Raw genomic sequence first — 19240 nt, forward strand, 5'->3', positions numbered from 1 at the left:
CCCCTTTTTTGTTTCGGAAGAGTATAATGATTGAGAAAGACTGTTGGTAAAAGGAGTGAAGCGCCGGTGCAGCCTCCCGTTTCCTATGCGGTTCTCCGTAAGTATGCACGAATGATTGTGGATCGCCATTTTATCGAGCTTGTGTCGCATACCGAGCTGGCCAGCTACATTCAGCTAGAGCGGATGAACAATCGCAGATGGCGGTTTAAATTTTCCGTGCGTACCTTCTATCTGCTCCATCTGATTTTCTATAATCAGAAAGTGGGGCGGGCGCGTAAAAAATCATTGCGCGAAGCGTATGCAATCGGCTATAAAATAGGGGCAAAACATTTTGAATTCCAGACTGCACTGCTGATGGCCAATCTCTATCGTAGGGCTTTTATGGATAGCGTAAGAAAAATGTTTCGTGAGCTAATGTACAGCGAGTATGAACGGGCCGAGAGCGTAGTGGACGAGTTCGTCGACCAATTCCTGCTTGGGTATCTGGCTAAAAAGGACAATACCATTGAGCGCTTACATGAACAGCGTATGGTCATTATGGGGCAGATGGCGGCAAGCATGGCGCATGAAGTGCGCAACCCGCTGTCAGCGATTGATGGCTTTCTAAGACTGATTCGTGAAGACGAACAAATGGATCGGCATAAACGCGACGAATATTTTCGAATTATTCTGCATGAAACAAAAGAAATCAATCGGATCATTACACAGTTTTTGCAGTTTTCGCGTAAAGGACAGGCAGAAGAATCTCCGCTTTCGGATGTTTCGCTGAATTCGCTGTTGTCGGAAGTGCAGGAATTCGTCAAAGCGAAAACCATTCAGGAAAATATAGCGTTCTATCTGTATCCGCCTATGGAAGATTTTCTGGTGCATATTCAGCGCGAGTCGATTAAGCAGGTGCTTGTAAATGTTATTCACAATGCGTTTGAAGCGGTGCATAATCAGGAAGACCGACGCGTGGAAATGTACGCATACCGGGAGAGCGGGACGGAAGTTCGGATTGAGGTTGTAGATAATGGACCCGGTATGTCGAATGAAGCGCTGGAGATGGCATTTGAGCCGTTTTACTCAACAAAAGAAACAGGGACGGGTATCGGACTTGCACTAAGCAAAGAACTGGTCAAAAAAAGCGATGGGGACATTCGCATCCAAACGGGGAGCTATGGCACGAAGATTATCGTTACACTTCCGATAACACAGAGGCAGACAGTTTATGATTAAAACTAATGACAGAGCGCGGGAAAGGGGAATGCATAGTGAGTGTATACAATATTGCAATGCTTCAAATTGACATAGAGTTTGGTAAACCGGAGGAAAACCGAAAGCGCGTGCGCGAACAATTCGACAAAATCGGAACGCTAACACCCAAACCGAATATTGTGCTGTTGCCGGAGTTATGGGATACCGGTTATGACCTGACAAGACTTGAAGAGATTGCCGACCGGGAAGGCGAACAAGCCAGGGAATTATTTCGGGAGCTGGCGCAGCAATATGAAGTGTATATCATTGGGGGATCGATCGCAAACCGGAAAGCAGAAGGTACATATAACACTTCGTTGGTTTTTGCTCCGAACGGCGAGGTGGTGCACGAATACAGCAAGGTACATTTATTCCGCTTGATGGAAGAAGAGAAATATTTACAGTCAGGTGAAGCGATCGAAAGCTTTACGCTTGACGAGATGCCTGCGTTCCTGCAGATTTGCTATGATATTCGTTTTCCAGAAAGCATTCGCAAAGGTGCGCTTGCTGGTGCGGAAGTGCTGTTCGTGGTAGCGGAGTGGCCCAACCCGCGTCTTGCCCATTGGCGGCAGCTATTGATTGCCCGCGCAATCGAAAATCAGATGTATGTCGTGGCCTGCAACCGGGTAGGCAGTGACCCGAACAATACGTTCTTCGGGCATTCGCTTATCATCGACCCGTGGGGCGAGATTGTGGCCGAAGGTGGCGAAGGGGAAGAAATTGTTGTCGGCACACTGGATCGAACGCTGGTGGAAGATGTGCGCAGGCGGATTCCGATTTTCGCCGATCGGAGAGCAAGCCTGTATACGTTATGAAAAACGAAACGCGGGGGACCCCCGCGTTTTTGTTTGCCATAGACAGGACGCAGACATCCGTTTAGAAGAGATCGTCTCCGTTATGGCTATTGTCACGCATGGAGTCGATAGCGCCCAGGACAATATGGGCGAGGCCGAAGCCTGCCAATCCCCAGGCGTATGGATTATCGCTGCGGATATCCATATGACGACGGTTCAGCATGCTGACACCGGTTAAGGTCACGGCGGTTCCGAGTGCGATCGGGATAATGCCTTTTCTCATCAGTCCAACACCTCCTGCTAAAAGCTTGCCCGAAGCCGGGACGCGATATGTTTGGCATTGTTTTCTTGGGAATTGTAGTACAATAAGAAAGAAGATCGCCTGGAAAGGAAGGGACGGCATGGGATATTGGAGTTCCGTGCTGCTTGTGTTCTTGGGCTCGTGCAGCTACGGTGTTTTATCAACATTTGTAAAACTGGCGTATCAAGCCGGATTTCTGCCGGGGGAAGTCAGCGGCAGTCAGATGTTTTTCGCTATGGTGTTTATGTGGGGAGTGGCGCTTCTATTCTCGCGGCGGAAAGTCAGGGGAAAGCAATGGCTTACGCTGGCGGGAACCGGCCTTGCGACTGGCCTGACCGGCATACTTTATTATCAGTCGCTGCAGTATGTGCCGGCTTCAATCGCGATTGTGCTCTTGTTCCAATTTACGTGGATTGGCGTGATAATCGAATCGTTTATAGAGCGACGCCGGCCCGGCGTAGAAAAGGTGGCGGCTCTTGTGCTTTTGGCAACAGGGACGCTGCTCGCAGGCGGTGTGTTGGCAGGAGAATTCGGCAGTTTACACCCGGTGGGGATTCTGTTCGGACTGCTGTCAGCGGTTACTTATGCGCTATTTATTATTTTTAGCGGGAGGGTGGGGCATGAAATTTCCCCCTATACGCGCTCCGCAGTCATGCTAACGGGGTCGGTGCTTATTACGTTCATCGTCTATCCGCCTTCATTTTTATTAAACGGCGCGCTAACGGAAGGGCTTCTTGTTTACGCTCTGCCGCTTGCGCTATTTGGAGGCGTTATTCCCACTTTATTTTTTACGCTTGGCGTGCCGCATGTCGGAGGCGGCCTGGCAACCATTCTAAGCGCCGCAGAGCTGCCAATGGCGGTATTCATGTCCAGCGTAGTGTTGCACGAAAAGGTCAGTCTCTTACAGTGGCTTGGTGTGGTGATTATTCTCGTCGGCATTGCCGTGCCGGAACTTTCGCATAAACACCGTACGGCGGCCGTGCGAGATCGGGGATAGTTTGTGTTCTTATTTTTTTCTGCTATGATCGTAAAAAAGAAACCAGTGGAAGGATGAAGTGTGTGAATAAGCAAATGACGCTGTTTCAACGGTTAACGGAAGCTTGTGGTGCCCCCGGGTTCGAAGGGGAAGTACGCGGCATTATGCACGAATACATAAGCGAGACGACGAATGAAATTGTATATGATAATCTTGGCGGAATTTTCGGCGTGCTGCGCGGGGAAGAGAACGGTCCGAGAATTATGGTGGCAGGACACATGGATGAAGTGGCGTTCATGGTTACGAGAATTACCGAAAAAGGATTTATTCAGTTTCAACCGCTGGGCGGCTGGTGGAGTCAGGTGCTGCTGGCTCAGCGCGTCCAAATTATGACGGAGAGTGGACCGGTCATGGGCGTGATCAGCTCCATTCCGCCCCACGTATTGCCGGAAAACTGGAAAAACAAACCGATGGACATGAAAGATATGTTCGTTGATGTAGGCGCGGATAACAAGGAGGATGCGGAACGTATGGGGCTTCGGCCGGGGCAGCCGATTCTCCCGGTCTGCCCGTTCACGGTCATGAGCAATCCGAAGAAGCTGATGGCGAAAGCATGGGATAACCGATACGGCTGTGCGCTTGCGGTTGAGATGATGCAGGAAATGAAAGGCACGCAGCATCCGAATATCATCTACGGCGGTGCTACCGTGCAGGAGGAGGTAGGACTGCGCGGTGCAGGTGTGGCAGCCAATATGATTGAGCCGGATTTATTCTTCGCACTGGATGCAAGTCCTGCAGGAGACGTTCCGGGTGTCAAGGATGGCATGGGCAAGCTGGGCGACGGCCTCTTAATGCGAATCGTGGACCGGACGATGGTGACGCTGCCGGGACTTCGTGATTTTATGATCGATACAGCAGAAGAGTTGGGAATTCGCTATCAGTTTTTTGTCTCGCCGGGCGGCACGGACGCAGGCCGGGTACATCTGACAGGCAAAGGTGTGCCTTCCGCCGTGATTGGTATTCCGGCCCGCTACATTCATAGCCATGCAGCCATCATTCACCGGGATGATTACGAAGCGGCGAAGCAGTTGCTGTTGGCGCTGCTCAAGCGAATCGACGGTAAGGTGCTGCAACAAATCAAAGAGCGCAAGTAAGCGGCAAGGAGGGACGTTGTGCAGTATCTGTACTTACACAGGATCGAACACAGGGAAGCGCAAACGGTACAGTATGTATACCGATTCGAAGACCACCGTCTTTCCCCGAACAATCTGGTGATTCGAAAGCTGTTTCACTGTATGCTGGAGGTGATGCGGGACGGGCTGACCGCAGTCGAGATCGAGTACAATGATGCGGAGATGGCAAAGCTCGTAGGACTGGAGCGTGCTGTAGAGTTTCTTACCGTAATGGGAGCACGTGAAGCTTCGCCTCGGGAATACCGACGGGACGGGGTATTACTGAGCCGGACGTTTACAACGGAGCTTACGCCTGCACGGCTTGATTACTTTTTTGGCCTTAAAGATTTGGATATTGCATATCGTTTGCTTTTTCTGGCTAACGGTGCCGAACGTATCCATATGTACTTTTCTGAAACGCTTAGCTGCCTGCTGCCGATTGAGGCAGAAGACGCATTTCTTGAGCTTTTGTCCGCCCAGCGTGTACCGCATAGGATTTTGGGGGAAAACCGTTAAATTTTTGTCGATTTTTGCTTAAAAATCACCATTTTCCCTAAATTTTCTATTGTTTCTTGCCGAATTTTATATTATTCTTTTTATGACAACTTATTCAATTGGTTGAGAGTTGTTGTTTTTGACTCCGCTTTTGCGGGGTCTTTTTTTTCGACAAAAAATTTACGGTATAAATGAATAAACATACAAAAACGAGGCGTCTTCCGCCTCGTTTTTGTGCGGGATGGGAGAGCGTGCAGCCTCCCGATCTTGTATTGCTAATTGACTTTGCGTCCGGCTTCTTTCCAGAATGGCTCGCGCAGCACGACTTTTTGAATTTTGCCGGATGCGGTTTTCGGCAGCTCTGCAACAAATTGAACCGATTTTGGACACTTGAAGTGTGCCATCCGCTCACGGCAGAATGCGATGATGTCCTCTTCCGTCACGTTTGCATTTTCACGCAGCACACATACGGCGTGCGGCACTTCGCCCCATTTCTCATGCGGAATGGCAATGATTGCTGCCTCAAGCACCGCCGGATGCTCATACAGCGTGCCTTCGACTTCGATGGAGGAGATATTTTCACCTCCGCTGATAATAATATCTTTCTTCCGGTCAACGATATCGATATAGCCGTTCTCATCAATGGTTGCCATATCACCGGTATGGTACCAGCCGTTTACGATGGAACGTGCCGTTTCTTCCGGTTGCAGCCAGTAACCGTCCATAACGGAGTTGGAGCGGCAGATGACTTCGCCTATTTCCTCGCCGTTCGGCTCCACATCTTCTCCGTCTTCATTGACAACGCGCGCTTCAACGTTAATCATGCTAATTCCGGCTTTGGCTTTTAAGCGATGAATGCGCTCTTCATCAGCCGTGTCGCGGATGTCTTTCTTGATATGGCCGACGGTGACGAACGGCGAAACCTCCGTCATGCCGTACACCTGCAGGAATGTCCAGCCCAATTCTTTTTCAACCGCTTTCACGAAAGACGGCGGCGGAGCGGAGCCGGCGATGACTACGCGGACATTCTGCGGAATGCTGGCTGTCTTGGACGTAGGCTCATTCAAAATCATATTCAGTACGGTAGGTGCCATACAGGCGACGGTTACACCTTCCGTTTGGACCAGATGCACAATATGCTTAGGATCAATCTTGCGCAGCATTACGTGAGTTGCACCCATGCCGGTAAAGGAGAATGGTGTGCCCCACCCGTTGACGTGAAACATCGGAAGCGTATGAAGCAGCACGTCTTCATCTTCGGCGCGTACATGGATAATGGTATTAATCGCATTCATATAAAGGCTGCGATGGGTTTGAATAACCCCTTTGGGACGCCCGGTTGTACCGCTGGTGTACAGGATGGTGGCCATATCCCGTTCATCAACTTCAACGTCCACGGCGTTCTCCGAAGCGCTTTCAATTATATCGTCGTAGATAAGCCAACCGTTATGGTTTTTGAATCCTTCTACAGGCAGAGAGACATAGCGTTCTACGCTCTGAAGCTGTCCTATAATCGGTTCAATGAGCGGAGCCAGCTCTGCGTCTATTAGAAACATTTTGGCACCGGAGTGGTTTACAATATACTCATAGTCTGCAGGAACCAGACGGGTATTCAGCGGTACGATAACCGCACCAAGCAGGAAAGCTGCATAGAATGCCTCGTACATTTCCAGACGGTTCGGGGACAGCACAGCAATGCGGTCTCCCTTCCCGATTCCGTACGCCTGGAATGCGTTTGCCAGGCGGTTTACGCGTTTCCCAATCTCTGCGTAGGTAAAACGCCGTTCGCCGTCAACAACGGCCGTTTTCTGTGGATAGTGGTATACGGCTCTTTTTAAGAAATCCTGCAGCAGTAAAGGTACGTACATAGTTTCTCTCCTCTCCAACGTAAACAAATCTGTACAACATTGTACACAATCAAAATACCATAAAAATTCAAAAAAAAAAGAGAATAAAGCGAATTTTTTTCGAAATATTATGTAGAAAGCCGGGAACACTCGCGGCATCTCCCGGCTTTTCGCAGGCGAAAGTTATTCAATAGTAAATCCGATAATGCCCCGGATCGGATTATCCATGTTGCGCCCGTCCCCGTAATACAGGTGCACAGGCCCGTCTTCCCGGATCGGTTTGCCGTCAATTGCGAAACAAAGCACCGCGTCATATGCTTCATCAAGCGAGAGGGGGACTTCTTCTCCGTTTTGCAGGCAACAGACAAGCCGCGAAGCGTCAGAGCCGGGTTCCGCGTTTTTAATAAACGGCTGCAAATTCATGCCGTAATCCCCTACGATTTTCTTTTTCTCGACGAACAGCTTCTCGCTTTGCTTGGTCGGGATCACACCCTCGGTCAGTTCCCGGTCCCATCGCTGTCCGATTTTCATAAGCTCATCTTCATGGCTTTCCGTTTTTTCCTCACCGAGGTTGGCGAAGAAGTCTTCCATTTTAAACTTTCGGTCGTCGAAAATCCATACGCTCGGATCAAGCGTGATAGGGAATTTGACATTGCCGTTTACTGTGATTACATTTGCCACATTTTCTCTCCCCTTTTATAGAAAATAGAACGCCGCACCGAGAATAATGTAGACAACAACAAGCAGCACGCCCTCGTACCAGTTGGTGCTGCCGTCCCGTGAAATGGAAGAAGCGATGAATGCTCCTACCCCGATGGCGGCTAGTTCGTATGAAGTAAAGACAAGGTCCATTGGTTTGCCGAACAGCAGGCTGACAAATACGAGTGTCGGAGCGACGAACAGGGCAATCTGCAGACTGCTTCCTACCGCAATCTCCACCGAGGCGCCGATTTTGTTCTTCATGGCGAGGAAGACGGCGGCGCTGTGTTCGGCGGCGTTACCGACAATCGCAATGACGAAGGCGCCGACGAAAATTTCCGACCAGCCCAGGTTGTGGGCCACCTCTTCAATGCTATGTACGAGCCATTCGCTTGTAATCGCCACGAATACGGTTGCGACGATAAGAAGGATGATGGAGAATCCTTTGCTCCACATATGCCCGGTTTCTGCTTCTTCTTCCGCAGCCTGATCGGCCAGCTCTTCCTTATGGGTAATCATAGAGAAGAGCAGCCAGAGTATGTAGGCGACAATAAGAAGTCCGGAGATGATTAAGCTGAGCGTAATGGTCCGTTCTTCATGAAGCTGTTTTAAGAAGACGGCCGGAATAAAGAGTGCGATAACCGCCAGTAGCATCAAAGAAGAATTATGCCCGGCAAGCAGCGGATTAAAGCGCTGCTCTTTGAACTTCAGGCCGCCTGCAATGACGCTTAAGCCCAGCACTAACAGCAAGTTACCGATAATGGACCCGGTGATACTGGCTTTCACCATATCAAATAATCCTTCTTTGAGCAGGAAAATGGCGATAATTAGCTCCGCCGCATTCCCGAATGTTGCATTCAGAAAGCCTCCGACACGCTCCCCCGCATAATGGGCGACGCTTTCTGTTGCCTTGCCCAGCAGGCCGGCCAGCATAATGATGGCGGCCGACGTGGTGACAAACTGCAAACCGGCCGATTCCGTGAAATAGTGGGCCCAGCCGCTTATTGTTGTCAGCACGATGACAAGCGTAAAAAACGGTTTCTGATTCAAACAATTCCCTCGCTTTCCCGCATGAATTTGCTTGATTTTTACCGCAATGGTGCATAACCTAAACAATAGTGTAAAGCATGGAGGAAGCAAAAAGCAAAATTTTTTCAAGTTTGGTAGGGGAAAAGCACATGAAAAGAGTGGCCGTTATCGGAGCGGGCTACGCCGGGCTTGCCGTTAGTGTGGGGCTTGCGCACTTCGGGGCTGTGGTCCGCTGCCTTGATATTAATGAACAAAAAATTAATCAGCTTTCACTGGGCGTGCTGCCGATTCACGAACCGGATATGGAGGAAATGATGCACCTTCAGATGACGGAGGGACGGCTTTCATTTTCAACGGATTTGGCGGCAGGCATTGGGCAGGCTGACATCATTTTCATTGCTGTAGGTACACCCGGCGAGGAGAAAGGGTCACCGGATGTAACGGCAGTATTCTCTGTCGCTGATATGATTGGACAGTACGCGAAAAAAGATGCGGTAGTCGTGGTAAAAAGCACCGTACCCGTCGGAACATGTGAAGCGGTACAAGCCCGTCTGCGGGAGCAAACATGCGGAGCTTCTGCATGTGAGGTAGTGGCAAACCCTGAATTTTTAAGGGAAGGGCATGCCCTGCACGATTTTTTGCAGCCGGACCGGATTGTACTAGGAGCAGCAGGCGAACGTTCTCTTGCCGTTATGCGGGATTTGTATGCGCCGCTGGTAGAGACAGGCGTTCCCCTGTATACGACGGACTGGCAAACGGCAGAGATGATTAAATACAGCGCGAACAGCTTTCTTGCGATGAAGGTTGCGTTTATTAACGAAATCGCCCGGCTATGCGATACGGTGGGAGCGGACATAGAGACGCTTTCGGCTGCACTGGGAGCAGATCCGCGAATCGGCGGGAGACATCTTAAGCCGGGTCCGGGTTATGGCGGTTCGTGCCTGCCGAAGGATACGGAAGCATTCGCGCGCTTGGCACGACAAGCGGGCATGCCGCTCTCTATCATCGAATCGGTTATCGAAAGCAATCAGAGACAACAAACATATGTTGTCCAAAGAGTCAAGCAGGTACTTTCGGATTTGCGGGACCGCCGCATCGCCGTCCTCGGCCTGGCATTTAAAGCGAATACGGATGATATGCGGGAATCGCCCGCGATTTCTGTCATTGACCACCTGCTCTCGGAGAGGGCGCAGGTCACTGCCTACGACCCGAAGGCGATGAAGAAAGCCAGAGAGAGATGGGGAGGGCGGATTCGGTACGGCAAGGATGTATATGAAGCGGCAGAGGGAGCGCATGCTCTTCTTATACTGACGGAATGGCCGGAATTCCTGGCAGTGGATAAGGACAAGTTGGCCCGGACAATGGAAGAAAAAAACATATTTGATTTCCGCAATATGTACAATCGGCATCAATGGAAAGAGCATGGATTTCAATATATCGGGATAGGGAAATGAGAAAGATGCATGAATAAAATGGTTGCTCTATTTTATTGTTGACAATAGTTCTCACTCACATTACACTACATGTAGTATGGTTCCAATGATAATGATTCTTATTATTAAAAAATATACAAAGAGGGAAAAGGGGAAGTCATCATGAAAGCATGGAAAGTACTAACTACCACTGCCGTGGCAACGATGTTTGTTTTATCCGGATGCGGCGCAAGCGAAGAAGCGGCAAAACCGCAAACCGAAACCAAGCAGGAGCAGGCGACCGAGACGAAGACGGAAGCAAGCAAACCGGAGACAAATAAGGTAGATGCCGCGGCGTATACCTCAGCCGTAAAAGAATTGGTGGGTCTGGTAAAGAAGGAAGAGGAAGACAAAACGCCTGTCGAGTGGGACAAAGCAAAGAAATTGTATGATGAGAAATTGAAGCAACATCTCCAGATGCTGGATGGAGAATACGAAGAAAAAGTCAATGAACAGTTAACCGCAGCGCTTGAAGCGGGCAAATCGGGCCAGATGCCGGCATCCGTAACAGGACAAGTCGTCGATAAGCTGCTGCAGAAAACTGCACTCTTGACAATGCGTTACGAATTCAAGCAGGCGAACGACGGATTCGATAAGAAAGAAGAGGCAAAGCAAGCCGTAGCGGCAGCGAAAGAAGTGTACGAGGGCATCCTGAAAGGCACAATGGAAAAGCGTGATACCGCATATGAAACCCAACTCGTCAGCACGATTGACACAGGTTTCGCCGAGATGAGCGGCGCTATCGATAAAGGAGACAATCTGGCGTACAATCTGGGCAAGCAAATGGTTGACAAGACGCTGATGAAAGGTTTTTATCTGGCATCGGGCGGTGAGAAAGGTTACGCTTATAAAATCGAGAAAGGCGTGAAAGAAGGAGAGAAGCCAGAAAAGTTGAAAATCATGCAGGCTGAAGGCTGGGCCTTCTTCCAATCAGTACAGGGCTACGTAGTGAAGCACGACCAGGCGTCAGCCGATTATATTAATCAGCAGTTTGATCTGGCGAATGACCCGAAGAACATCAAGGGAGACGAAATTCATGCGGCCTATGTTCGGAGTTTGAGTGCAACGGCGAAGCATGAATATGATGAGTCTTTCGAGAACTGGGGCAAGGATAAAGCTGTAATTACCTCCTTGGAAGGCGCGCTTTTCCTTGATATGATAAAAACGGATTTGCCGAAAGTGCTGGGGGATGAAGCGAAAGCGAATAAACTGCTTGAGCAGGCACAGCAGCACCTGGAAGCCGCGAAAGCAAAAGATAAGCAGAAAGCAGAAGCCATCTTTAAGGAGATGAAACAATCGCTTGATAAGCTGACAGCCTACGGTAAATAATAGCCTATCATTATAGATAATCAAGGGGGTACGGATATGAAGCAGTTCAAACGGTTCATTTCCGCCCTCTTTGTTTGCGTGTTGGCGATTGCCCTTATGCCGCTTGCGGCATGGGCGTACTCATACGGCAACCCGAACGAAGAGGCCGTAGCGGAAAACTACAAACAGGTAGTGGCGAAGCTGAATCAAGAACCACCGGATTTCAAAGGCGCGGTCGAGATATTCCAGCCGATTAAAAAGGAGCTGGATATGCATATGGGTCCCGAGCCGGCTAAAGCGATTCAGGATGCGCTTGCCGCCGAGGATAAAGAAGCGGCGCTGAACACTTATCAGAAGACCCTTATTCTGAACATCGCACGGCGAATGGAAAGTATCGAAAAAGATTTTAAAAACTATGAGCAAAATAAAATTTTGCTTGCGAAAGCAAGAGCTACATACGATGCAATATCACCTATCGTAAAAGAAAAAGATCCGAAAGTGGACGAGAAAGTGCGCGCCGCATACGATGAAGCATTAGCGGCACTCGGCAATCCCGGATTGTTCGGGGTAGGGGTTAAACAGCCGGATCAGGCGAAGTACACTGCAAAGAAAAATGAAATCTTTGATGTGCTAAAACAGGAATTCGGCATAGAAAGCCTCGATGTCGGCCATTTTAAGCCGGGTGAGGGGCCGGGCAACCCGGTCAAGAAGACGTCAACCGGTCTTGGCGACCCGAAGAACTGGATTCCGCTTGCGGCTATTATTCTTGTACTGGGATTCATCGTATTCCGTACGATGCGCAAGCGGCGTGCATAACCGATGAAGCGTGCCGCTGTTATTGCGCTGCTTACGTTATGCATCCGGCTTCCGTTTCTGGCAGACGGGCCGGGGGGATGGGATGACGTCGATTTTGCGCTGGGAATGCAGCAGTATGATCTGGCGGCGATGCAGCCCCATTTCCCGGGGTATCCTGTGTATATGTTCGTCGCGTTTCTTTTTGGCCGATTTATAGAAAATCCGTTTCTTGCGCTGTCCGCCATATCCGCACTGGCGGCGGCGCTTGTTGTTTTTCCGCTGCATCGTACGGTTCGTGCTTATAGCGGGTTGCGTACGGCTGATGCGGTAGCCTTGTTGTGGTCGGTAGCCCCGCTCTCGTTCGTGCTGGGCACACAACCCCTCTCCGATAGCTTTGGTACGCTGTTGTCTGTCCTGCTTGTGGCCAGCAGCGCACGTGTGCTGGATGCTCGGCTTGATGAACGACGGCGGGCCATGGCGCTCTTAATGAGCGGAGTTTGGCTCGGCCTGCTGTACGGTGTCCGCGTATCCTATTTGGCGTTCGGTGCCGTACCGCTATGGGCGGGGTGGATGTACGGCAGGGAAACAAGAAGGTGGAGCGACGTAGGATTCGCTGTGCTGTGTTCGGTGCTCGTCTCTTTCTTCTGGTCGTACGCTATGGCGATAAACGTGGGGAGCGTAAACGGATTGCTGAAGTTGGCGCTGGCGTTTACCGGCGGGCACTTCTCTGACTGGGGCGGGACATACACGGGCGGAAGCCTGGGAGAGCGTCTGGTCTACTGGATTTTTCGTCAGTGGTTTGCGGCGGGTCTGGGTACACCTTGGCCGGGACAGCATTGGATTAGCTGGGGTATAGGGCTTTTGCTTATACTGAGTATAGGCGGGTGGCGGCTCGCTCGGAAGAGAGGGGAAATACGGGTAAGCGGCCGTATCCGGGAGCTTGGTCTGCTGTTCATGTGGGTTGTGCCGTACGGATTGTGGGCGTTTTTTGCACAGAATGCAGATAAACCGCGCCATATTCTTCCGCTGCTTATCCCGCTGCTGTGGGCTGTGGCAAGCGGACTGTTGGCCTTGCGCAGGAGCGGTCCCCTTATGATTGGTATGCTGGCCTGCTGTATGTTTATAGTAAGCTGGACACAGGTGGATGAGCAGCGTCGCACCGCGTCACCCATGGCGCAGTTGGCCGACTATGCGGCTTCGCATCTGCCGGCGTCCGCCGTCGTATACACGTATGAGGAAGAACGGGTGATGCGCTATAAATATCCTGCATTGGAGACGGTGCGTCTGCGAAAATGGGAAGATTTCCAAACATCGATTCTTAGTCGACACCTGCAGGCTGAATCTGTGTTTATGACTGAGAATGTGTTGGAAGGATTCGGGCGTCCTGAAATCTGGCGGTATGTGCGGGAGCGGGCGCGGTTTAACGGAAACCCCTGGCTGTATCCGACGTATCATGAGATTGTTCTGTACGAAGTCCGTCCGGAGCAGAAAGAGGCATGGCAGCGTTTGATGCAAAATTGATAATTGATTTCAAAGAGTGATACCTTTATAATGAGAATGAAAATAATTATTAATTAGATAGGATTGAGGGAGTGGCGAGCATGGAATTGCAGGCGTTCTTGATTACGTTCCGTGAAGCCCTGGAAGCGCTGCTAATCGTCGGTATTATTACGTCGTATTTAAAACGGGTAAACCGTCCGGAGTTTACCAAGTACGTCTGGCTGGGAGCGGGACTTGCGGTCATTGCTTCGCTTGGATTAGCGCTGGTCTTCCAGGTTGTTCTGGATGGGTTTGCTTCAATGGGATCGCAGAACTATATGAAGGTAGGCATTATGATCATCTCGGGTGTGCTGCTGACACAGATGGTGTTCTGGATGGCCGCGCAGACCAAAGACATCTCGGGCGAAGTTCAGGGCAAGTATGACCAGTTTATTACCACCGGAAATGTAATCGGAATGGTCATCCATGCGTTTCTCGTCGTCGTGCGCGAAGGGGTAGAAACCGTGTTCTTTTTTGCCGCGATTACAGGAGGGGATATAGGGCGCGCAATACAGTCGTGGGGCTCGCTTGGCGGTATCGTGCTGGCGGCGCTCGTCTCGTTCCTATTCTTCCGTGGCACGATGCGCATCCCGCTGAAGACATTCTTTAAGGTGACCGGCGCATTTATCGTGCTGATAGCGGCGGGCCTGATTGTGCAGGCGGTATCTATCATGCAGGATATGAGCCTTATCGGTTCGGTAGCACCGCATCTCTATGATTTAACCTGGTTTATGCCGGAGCATCCGATTGACGAAGAGCATTATATCCGCGATACAGGCCATGCGCCGTGGATTTCGGGGGATGTCGGCATTTTCCTCAAAGCGCTGTTCGGATACGCTTCTTCGCCTTCGCTGGAAGAGGTCTTGATTTACTGGGGATACTATCTGGCGCTGTACCTGTTGCTGCGCGGGCGCGGCGAAGAGCAGGGGAGCCGTGCAGCCCAATCGCCCAAGGGCCAGGGAAAGGTAAAGGAAGCATAATAAGAAACAAAAGCCGGCTCAGCCGGCTTTTATGTTTTAAAAGCAAAGAGGTGGAAGGAAAGGTGAAACAAGCGTCAGCATTCGAAATTGTCGCGGCGCGCTGCTGGAATATACTAAACGAAGGCAAGTCGTTTACACCGGTCTATACAGCGGGCATCGCACTAGTATATTATCTGGTTACAGGCTGGCAGACGTCCGGATTTTTCCTCGGCATGGCGTATCTGCTGCCATTGTTTGTGATTTGTTATTTGTATGATTTCCCGCTGCATTTGCGGTGGTTCCTCTGGCTGCCGCTTGCGGCCGCGATCGGGTTGTTTGGCGTTCCAGACCCCGGGCTTTTGCTGTTTGCGCTTGGCATGTATGTTTTCTTTACGGTATTTTTCTGGGGAACGCTATACTATCATCTGCGCATCGGAACGACCTGGTGGAATTTCTTGCGCATCTGGAAGCTGTTTTTGAAAAATACGGACTCGACAAGCGGTAACGTGTTCGAGCAGGTGCCGAAGTTTTTCCTGCAACTGCTTGTGTTTTCGGCCGTGTATGAAGCGGGTCCATCTGTATCGCTGCTTGGCAAAGTCGGCGCGTTGTCAGCAGGTACGATGCTATTTGCGTTTCTGATTCACCGTTATTTGTTTAACTGGAAGCCGATAGAATATCCGACATATACCGACCCGGCTACATTGCCACATGCTCCGCTCGCAAAGAAGGTTGTCATCGTCGTCATCGACGGCTGCCGCAAAGAGCGGTTGTATGAAGCGGACGCTCCGTTTCTTCATGGCCTGATGCGAGAAGGCACGGTGTATGAGACGATGGAGACCATTTATCCGGCGCGTACGGTAACCTGCTTCTCTTCCATGTTTACCGGGACATACCCGCGCGAGCACGGGATTAAATCCAACATGGTATGGGACTTGCTGGTGAAAGTGGAGAGCATCTTCGACGTATTGAAAAAACAGGGAAAGAAAGGTGTACTGTTCGGCTGCGCGCATTTGATTGATGCGTTCGGTGATTACGTGGAGAGTTTTACGGCGGTATCTCATAATGATGTCGTCGATAAAAAAATTATGGAGCAGGCAAAAGTAATCTATGAACGCGAGAACCCGGATTTGTTCATTGTCCAGATGATTGCGGTAGACCAGACGGGGCACAGTCGTGGTGTTCTGTATCCGGAGTATCTCCAAAAAATTAACGAAGCGGACAAACTGATCGCTGATTTCCACGCCTGGTTGACCGCGCGTGGCGAGATGGACGAGACCGCGTTTATTGTGATGGCGGACCACGGCCAGGGGAATGGCATCGGCGGGCATGGCCATCTGGATGTAGGTGAGCGTTTTGTGCCGTTCTTTATGCACGGGCCGATGATTCAGCAGGGAAAAAAGGTAGAGGATTTCCGCAGCATTGTTTCCGTAGCGCCAACGATTAGCGCGCTGCTTGGTGTGCCGCTGCCCGACCATGCCCGTGGACCCATTCTTACGGAAGCGTTTAAACAGAAGGAGAAAGCAAGCCATGAAGAAACTCATCGTCGTTATTCCCGCGTTTAATGAAGAAGCATCGCTCGGGACGGTTATCGGCAAAGTACCGCGCTCGTTTAACCCGCAGTTGACAGTAGAGGTACTGGTCGTTGATGACGGATCGACTGATCGTACAGTAGAAGTGGCGGAGCGTGCCGGCGCGGATCATATTTTGTCGTTTTCGCGCAATCGTGGATTGGGTGCCGCGGTACGGGAAGGATTGAAAGAAGCATATCGATTGGCAGCCGACTTAGCGGTAATGATTGACGCGGACGATGAGTACCCTGCAGAGCATATCCCACGCGTGGTCGTTCCGATACTCACGGATGCGGCTGATTATGTGCTTGCGTCCCGTTTTCGCCGTCGGGTGCGGGGAATGAAGCTGTATCGCCGTCTGGGCAATTATTTCTTTACCGCGCTGCAGTCGGTGCTGCTGCGTACATGGATTACGGACGGGCAGACCGGATTTAGAGCTTTTTCCCGTTCTGTACTGCGTGATATGGATATTTTACATGACTATAATTACGCTCAGGTTATGACGATGAACATTGTGCGTCAGGGGTATCGACTCGCGGAAATAGACATCCCATACAAGGTGCGGGAAACCGGTCAATCGTTTATTACGTTTCGGTATCTGCTCCATGTGTTTCCGGCCATTTGGCGTGAGTGGCGGCGTAAAGATATCAAAAAATCAACGGGAAATCCGGAAACGAAACTGCGGCCGTCCGATTAAGGACGGCCGTTTTCTGTGAAAATAAGGAAAGAAGAAAGAGGAAAGAAGAAAGAGGAAAGAAGAACCAGGGGAGAAAAGGGTGGTCGCCTTTTCCCGCATTGAAATCCTCCTTCTATCTTTTATCTGATGACTTGTAGCTGGCAAGTCATCAAGGTTTTGTAGTGTTTTGGATTCCTAATTACAGAAAATATGTTTTCCGATTTTCTTGATTTGCGGACGTGTCCAAATCCAGCCGGATGTTGCCGTGTCAGGATTGAAATAATAAAGGGCTCCGCCGCTTGGATCCCAGCCGTTTAATGCATCTTGCACCGCTTTTTCTGCCGTTTTATTGGGAGTTAGCCAAATCTGACCATCCGCTACTGCTGTAAATGCTCCCGGTTCAAAAATGACCGCGCTTGGAGAATCAGGGAACGAAGGGCTTTTTACCCGGTTCAAAATCACGGCGGCTACGGCTACCTGTCCAACATAAGGCTCTCCGCGTGCTTCACCGTACACGGCGTTCGCCATAATTTTCAGCTCATTTTTTGAAAGTGACATATTGGTTCGAGGCAGTTTTTTGCTGGCGGGGGCGGCTGCCTGCGGTGCCCCACCGCCTCCGGTTTCAGGTGACACGGCAACTTCACCGGGACCTGGCCGCCAGTTCTTCGTCGCCTGCCACAGTTTTAGTTTTGTCTTTGGACCAAGGATACCATCGATTGGCAGACCGAATTCATACTGGAAGTTGCGCAGACCGTTGTATGTACGCCAGGAGAACGTGCCATCAACTTTACCTGTGTAAAATCCGAGAAACTTTAAGCGACCTTGCATTTCACGTACATCGGGACCGGACGAACCGACGTACACTGTCTTCTTGCTGAATGCGTGTGTTACCTGCTGGGGAAGCCAGGGGAGACCGGCACACAGAAGCGATAGGACCAGGGATAGGCTAAGGAGCCATACGCACTTTTTCTTGTCCATAAGAACCTCCATTTGTAAAGATTAAAGGTAGTTGTCCATATTTTGAGCGTGAAGTTGAAAAAACATGTGTATAATGGAAAGTGAAATGAAGGAAATGATTGGAGTTAAGATAACCATGAACCGTGAACTCGATGAGATGGCGAAAGTATGTAAGGCGCTGGGACATCCGGTGCGTCTGAATATTCTTCATCTCCTGGCTAACCAGGATGAATACTATTGCGGCGATATTGTCTCACTGGTCGGGATGGCCCAATCGACCGTATCGCATCACCTGAAAATTTTAAAAGACAGCGGACTTGTCGAAACTGAGGAGCGTGGTACGTTTGTGTGCTACCGTGTGCAGCGGGAGAAATTAAGTGAGCTTTCCGTATTTTTGCTCTCATTGTAGAAAAAATTTAGGCGCTTTCAGGAAACAAGTTGCCTTCGCCTATATGAAAGAATAAAATGAAAATTAACTAGATATATAAAGGAGGAATTCCCATGGCCGATGTAAAAGGAAACGGAGTTGTGCGTATTGCGGATGATGTGGTTGCCGTAATCGCCGGAATTGCAGCAAGCGAAACCGAAGGTATTGCCGGTATGTCGGGTGGAATTACCGAAGGATTGGCGCGAAGAGTAAGCGGGAAGAATGTACAAAAAGGAGTATCTGTGGAAGTGGGAGAATTTGAAGCGGCTATCGATCTGCGCGTCATTGTCTCCTACGGCTCCAAAATCGACGAAGCATGCCGCAAGCTGCAGCAAAACGTAAAAGAAGCAGTAGAGTCAATGACGGGTTTGCGCGTCGTTGAGGTCAACGTGAAAGTCGAAGGCGTGGAATTCCCGAAAGCGGAGAAAGAGGCGCTGCCAGAGCCGGCGCACCGGGTTAAATAATTAGGGTAAGCAATGGGGCTGCTGGAAATTTGGCAGCCTTTTTGGTGTATAGATACATACCAGCGGGGAAAGAAGGTAGAGTGGATGAACCGGCGCAGGGCAACCTGGATGTTTTGGATTGGAGTAGGGATCGTAGTATTGTTTATTGCAAAAGAAGTCGGTTTTCCCTGGCCGGATTTTGGGCGCGGCGATTATATCATGCAGGTTAAATATGTGTATATGCTGATTTTTATGTCATTTATCGCCATTGGTGCGTTTGTCATCTACTATATCATTCGCAAAATGTAAGAGAGCAATTAGGCGCTTTCCGCCTCTCCTTTGCCGGAACTTTGACATACGATGTTACAGGAAGTGCCGGAGAGGGGGGAACAGACCGTGAGCGGATTCTTCGATGGCGGAAGCGAAATCGTCTGGATTATCCTCATTATCCTTGTGCTTGTCTTTCTGTTCAACGGTTTTGATCACTGAGCGTAATGCAAAGAAGGACCCGTTTTTTGACCGGGCCCTTCTTTTTTTTGTGAAAATT

21 protein-coding genes are annotated in these 19240 nt (G+C 50.2%); 15 read left to right on the forward strand and 6 right to left on the reverse strand.

Annotated features, from left to right (window positions below):
* The first annotated feature begins 30 nt into the window (after positions 1 to 30).
* Positions 31 to 1218: a sensor histidine kinase gene (locus tag ADA01nite_RS12100; RefSeq protein ID WP_146810228.1), complete on the forward strand. Its 1188-nt coding sequence runs from the start codon at positions 31 to 33 to the stop codon at positions 1216 to 1218.
* Between the two features lie 5 nt (positions 1219 to 1223).
* On the forward strand, positions 1224 to 2051 hold the full coding sequence (locus ADA01nite_RS12105; RefSeq protein WP_174760607.1) for a carbon-nitrogen family hydrolase: 828 nt from the start codon (positions 1224 to 1226) through the stop codon (positions 2049 to 2051).
* 61 nt (positions 2052 to 2112) lie between these two features.
* Here the strand turns inward: ADA01nite_RS12105 and ADA01nite_RS22945 are convergent, their stop codons facing one another.
* Positions 2113 to 2433, reverse strand: a complete 321-nt coding sequence (locus ADA01nite_RS22945; protein ID WP_307724485.1) for a hypothetical protein — start codon at positions 2431 to 2433, stop codon at positions 2113 to 2115.
* Here ADA01nite_RS22945 and ADA01nite_RS12115 point away from each other — a divergent pair.
* The 3 genes from ADA01nite_RS12115 to ADA01nite_RS12125 all read left to right on the forward strand — a co-directional run bounded on the left by ADA01nite_RS12115 (position 2432) and on the right by ADA01nite_RS12125 (position 4995).
* Positions 2432 to 3328 (forward strand): EamA family transporter, encoded by an 897-nt coding sequence (locus ADA01nite_RS12115; RefSeq protein ID WP_146810230.1) that lies wholly within the window; start codon positions 2432 to 2434, stop codon positions 3326 to 3328. The genes ADA01nite_RS22945 and ADA01nite_RS12115 overlap by 2 nt on opposite strands.
* Before the next feature lie 74 nt (positions 3329 to 3402).
* On the forward strand, positions 3403 to 4461 hold the full coding sequence (locus tag ADA01nite_RS12120; protein WP_146810247.1) for a M42 family metallopeptidase: 1059 nt from the start codon (positions 3403 to 3405) through the stop codon (positions 4459 to 4461).
* Positions 4462 to 4479: 18 nt separating this feature from the next.
* A complete protein-coding gene (locus tag ADA01nite_RS12125; RefSeq protein ID WP_146810231.1) occupies positions 4480 to 4995 on the forward strand; it encodes a hypothetical protein in 516 nt (171 codons plus the stop codon).
* A 254-nt stretch (positions 4996 to 5249) separates the two neighbouring features.
* Here ADA01nite_RS12125 and ADA01nite_RS12130 read toward each other — a convergent pair whose 3' ends face one another.
* The 3 genes from ADA01nite_RS12130 to cax all read right to left on the reverse strand — a co-directional run bounded on the left by ADA01nite_RS12130 (position 5250) and on the right by cax (position 8570).
* Positions 5250 to 6842: a long-chain-fatty-acid--CoA ligase gene (locus ADA01nite_RS12130; protein ID WP_146810232.1), complete on the reverse strand. Its 1593-nt coding sequence runs from the start codon at positions 6840 to 6842 to the stop codon at positions 5250 to 5252.
* Between the two features lie 162 nt (positions 6843 to 7004).
* On the reverse strand, positions 7005 to 7502 hold the full coding sequence (locus ADA01nite_RS12135) for a peptidyl-prolyl cis-trans isomerase (RefSeq protein ID WP_146810233.1): 498 nt from the start codon (positions 7500 to 7502) through the stop codon (positions 7005 to 7007).
* Positions 7503 to 7517: 15 nt separating this feature from the next.
* A complete protein-coding gene (cax, locus tag ADA01nite_RS12140; RefSeq protein WP_146810234.1) occupies positions 7518 to 8570 on the reverse strand; it encodes a calcium/proton exchanger in 1053 nt (350 codons plus the stop codon).
* Between the two features lie 128 nt (positions 8571 to 8698).
* Here cax and ADA01nite_RS12145 point away from each other — a divergent pair, with 128 nt between their 5' ends.
* The 7 genes from ADA01nite_RS12145 to ADA01nite_RS12175 all read left to right on the forward strand — a co-directional run bounded on the left by ADA01nite_RS12145 (position 8699) and on the right by ADA01nite_RS12175 (position 16887).
* Positions 8699 to 10003, forward strand: coding sequence for a UDP-glucose dehydrogenase family protein (locus tag ADA01nite_RS12145; protein ID WP_170230255.1), 1305 nt, complete (start codon positions 8699 to 8701; stop codon positions 10001 to 10003).
* A 141-nt stretch (positions 10004 to 10144) separates the two neighbouring features.
* Positions 10145 to 11350, forward strand: a complete 1206-nt coding sequence (locus tag ADA01nite_RS12150; RefSeq protein ID WP_146810236.1) for a hypothetical protein — start codon at positions 10145 to 10147, stop codon at positions 11348 to 11350.
* A gap of 36 nt (positions 11351 to 11386) precedes the next feature.
* Positions 11387 to 12145, forward strand: coding sequence for a hypothetical protein (locus tag ADA01nite_RS12155; RefSeq protein ID WP_146810237.1), 759 nt, complete (start codon positions 11387 to 11389; stop codon positions 12143 to 12145).
* 3 nt (positions 12146 to 12148) lie between these two features.
* Positions 12149 to 13645, forward strand: a complete 1497-nt coding sequence (locus ADA01nite_RS12160; protein WP_146810238.1) for a hypothetical protein — start codon at positions 12149 to 12151, stop codon at positions 13643 to 13645.
* 80 nt (positions 13646 to 13725) lie between these two features.
* Positions 13726 to 14643, forward strand: a complete 918-nt coding sequence (locus tag ADA01nite_RS12165; protein ID WP_146810239.1) for an FTR1 family iron permease — start codon at positions 13726 to 13728, stop codon at positions 14641 to 14643.
* A 62-nt stretch (positions 14644 to 14705) separates the two neighbouring features.
* Positions 14706 to 16184, forward strand: coding sequence for an alkaline phosphatase family protein (locus tag ADA01nite_RS12170; protein ID WP_146810240.1), 1479 nt, complete (start codon positions 14706 to 14708; stop codon positions 16182 to 16184).
* Complete coding sequence (locus tag ADA01nite_RS12175; protein WP_146810241.1) at positions 16150 to 16887, forward strand: glycosyltransferase family 2 protein; 738 nt, start codon at positions 16150 to 16152, stop codon at positions 16885 to 16887. The genes ADA01nite_RS12170 and ADA01nite_RS12175 overlap by 35 nt, the downstream gene beginning before the upstream one ends.
* Positions 16888 to 17061: 174 nt before the next feature.
* Here ADA01nite_RS12175 and sleB read toward each other — a convergent pair whose 3' ends face one another.
* Positions 17062 to 17844 carry a spore cortex-lytic enzyme gene (sleB, locus tag ADA01nite_RS12180; protein WP_146810242.1) on the reverse strand — a complete coding sequence of 261 codons (783 nt, stop codon included), beginning with the start codon at positions 17842 to 17844 and terminating at the stop codon, positions 17062 to 17064.
* A gap of 115 nt (positions 17845 to 17959) precedes the next feature.
* Between sleB and ADA01nite_RS12185 the strand changes: the two genes are divergently transcribed.
* The 3 genes from ADA01nite_RS12185 to ADA01nite_RS12195 all read left to right on the forward strand — a co-directional run bounded on the left by ADA01nite_RS12185 (position 17960) and on the right by ADA01nite_RS12195 (position 19002).
* The gene (locus ADA01nite_RS12185; protein ID WP_170230256.1) at positions 17960 to 18232 is read left to right on the forward strand and encodes an ArsR/SmtB family transcription factor; all 273 of its coding nucleotides are present in this window, start codon (positions 17960 to 17962) and stop codon (positions 18230 to 18232) included.
* Positions 18233 to 18324: 92 nt separating this feature from the next.
* Entirely contained in the window at positions 18325 to 18714 is a 390-nt protein-coding gene (locus ADA01nite_RS12190) for an Asp23/Gls24 family envelope stress response protein (RefSeq protein WP_146810244.1), read from the forward strand.
* A gap of 84 nt (positions 18715 to 18798) precedes the next feature.
* Positions 18799 to 19002 (forward strand): hypothetical protein, encoded by a 204-nt coding sequence (locus ADA01nite_RS12195; protein WP_146810245.1) that lies wholly within the window; start codon positions 18799 to 18801, stop codon positions 19000 to 19002.
* Positions 19003 to 19056: 54 nt separating this feature from the next.
* On the opposite strand, the gene ADA01nite_RS22435 is transcribed toward ADA01nite_RS12195, so the two are convergent.
* Positions 19057 to 19240, reverse strand: a 184-nt coding sequence (locus ADA01nite_RS22435) for a hypothetical protein (RefSeq protein WP_218029557.1), incomplete at its 5' end; no start/stop codon positions are given.

The sequence above is a fragment of the Aneurinibacillus danicus genome, assembly GCF_007991215.1.
GTDB classification, from domain to species: Bacteria; Bacillota; Bacilli; order Aneurinibacillales; family Aneurinibacillaceae; genus Aneurinibacillus; species Aneurinibacillus danicus.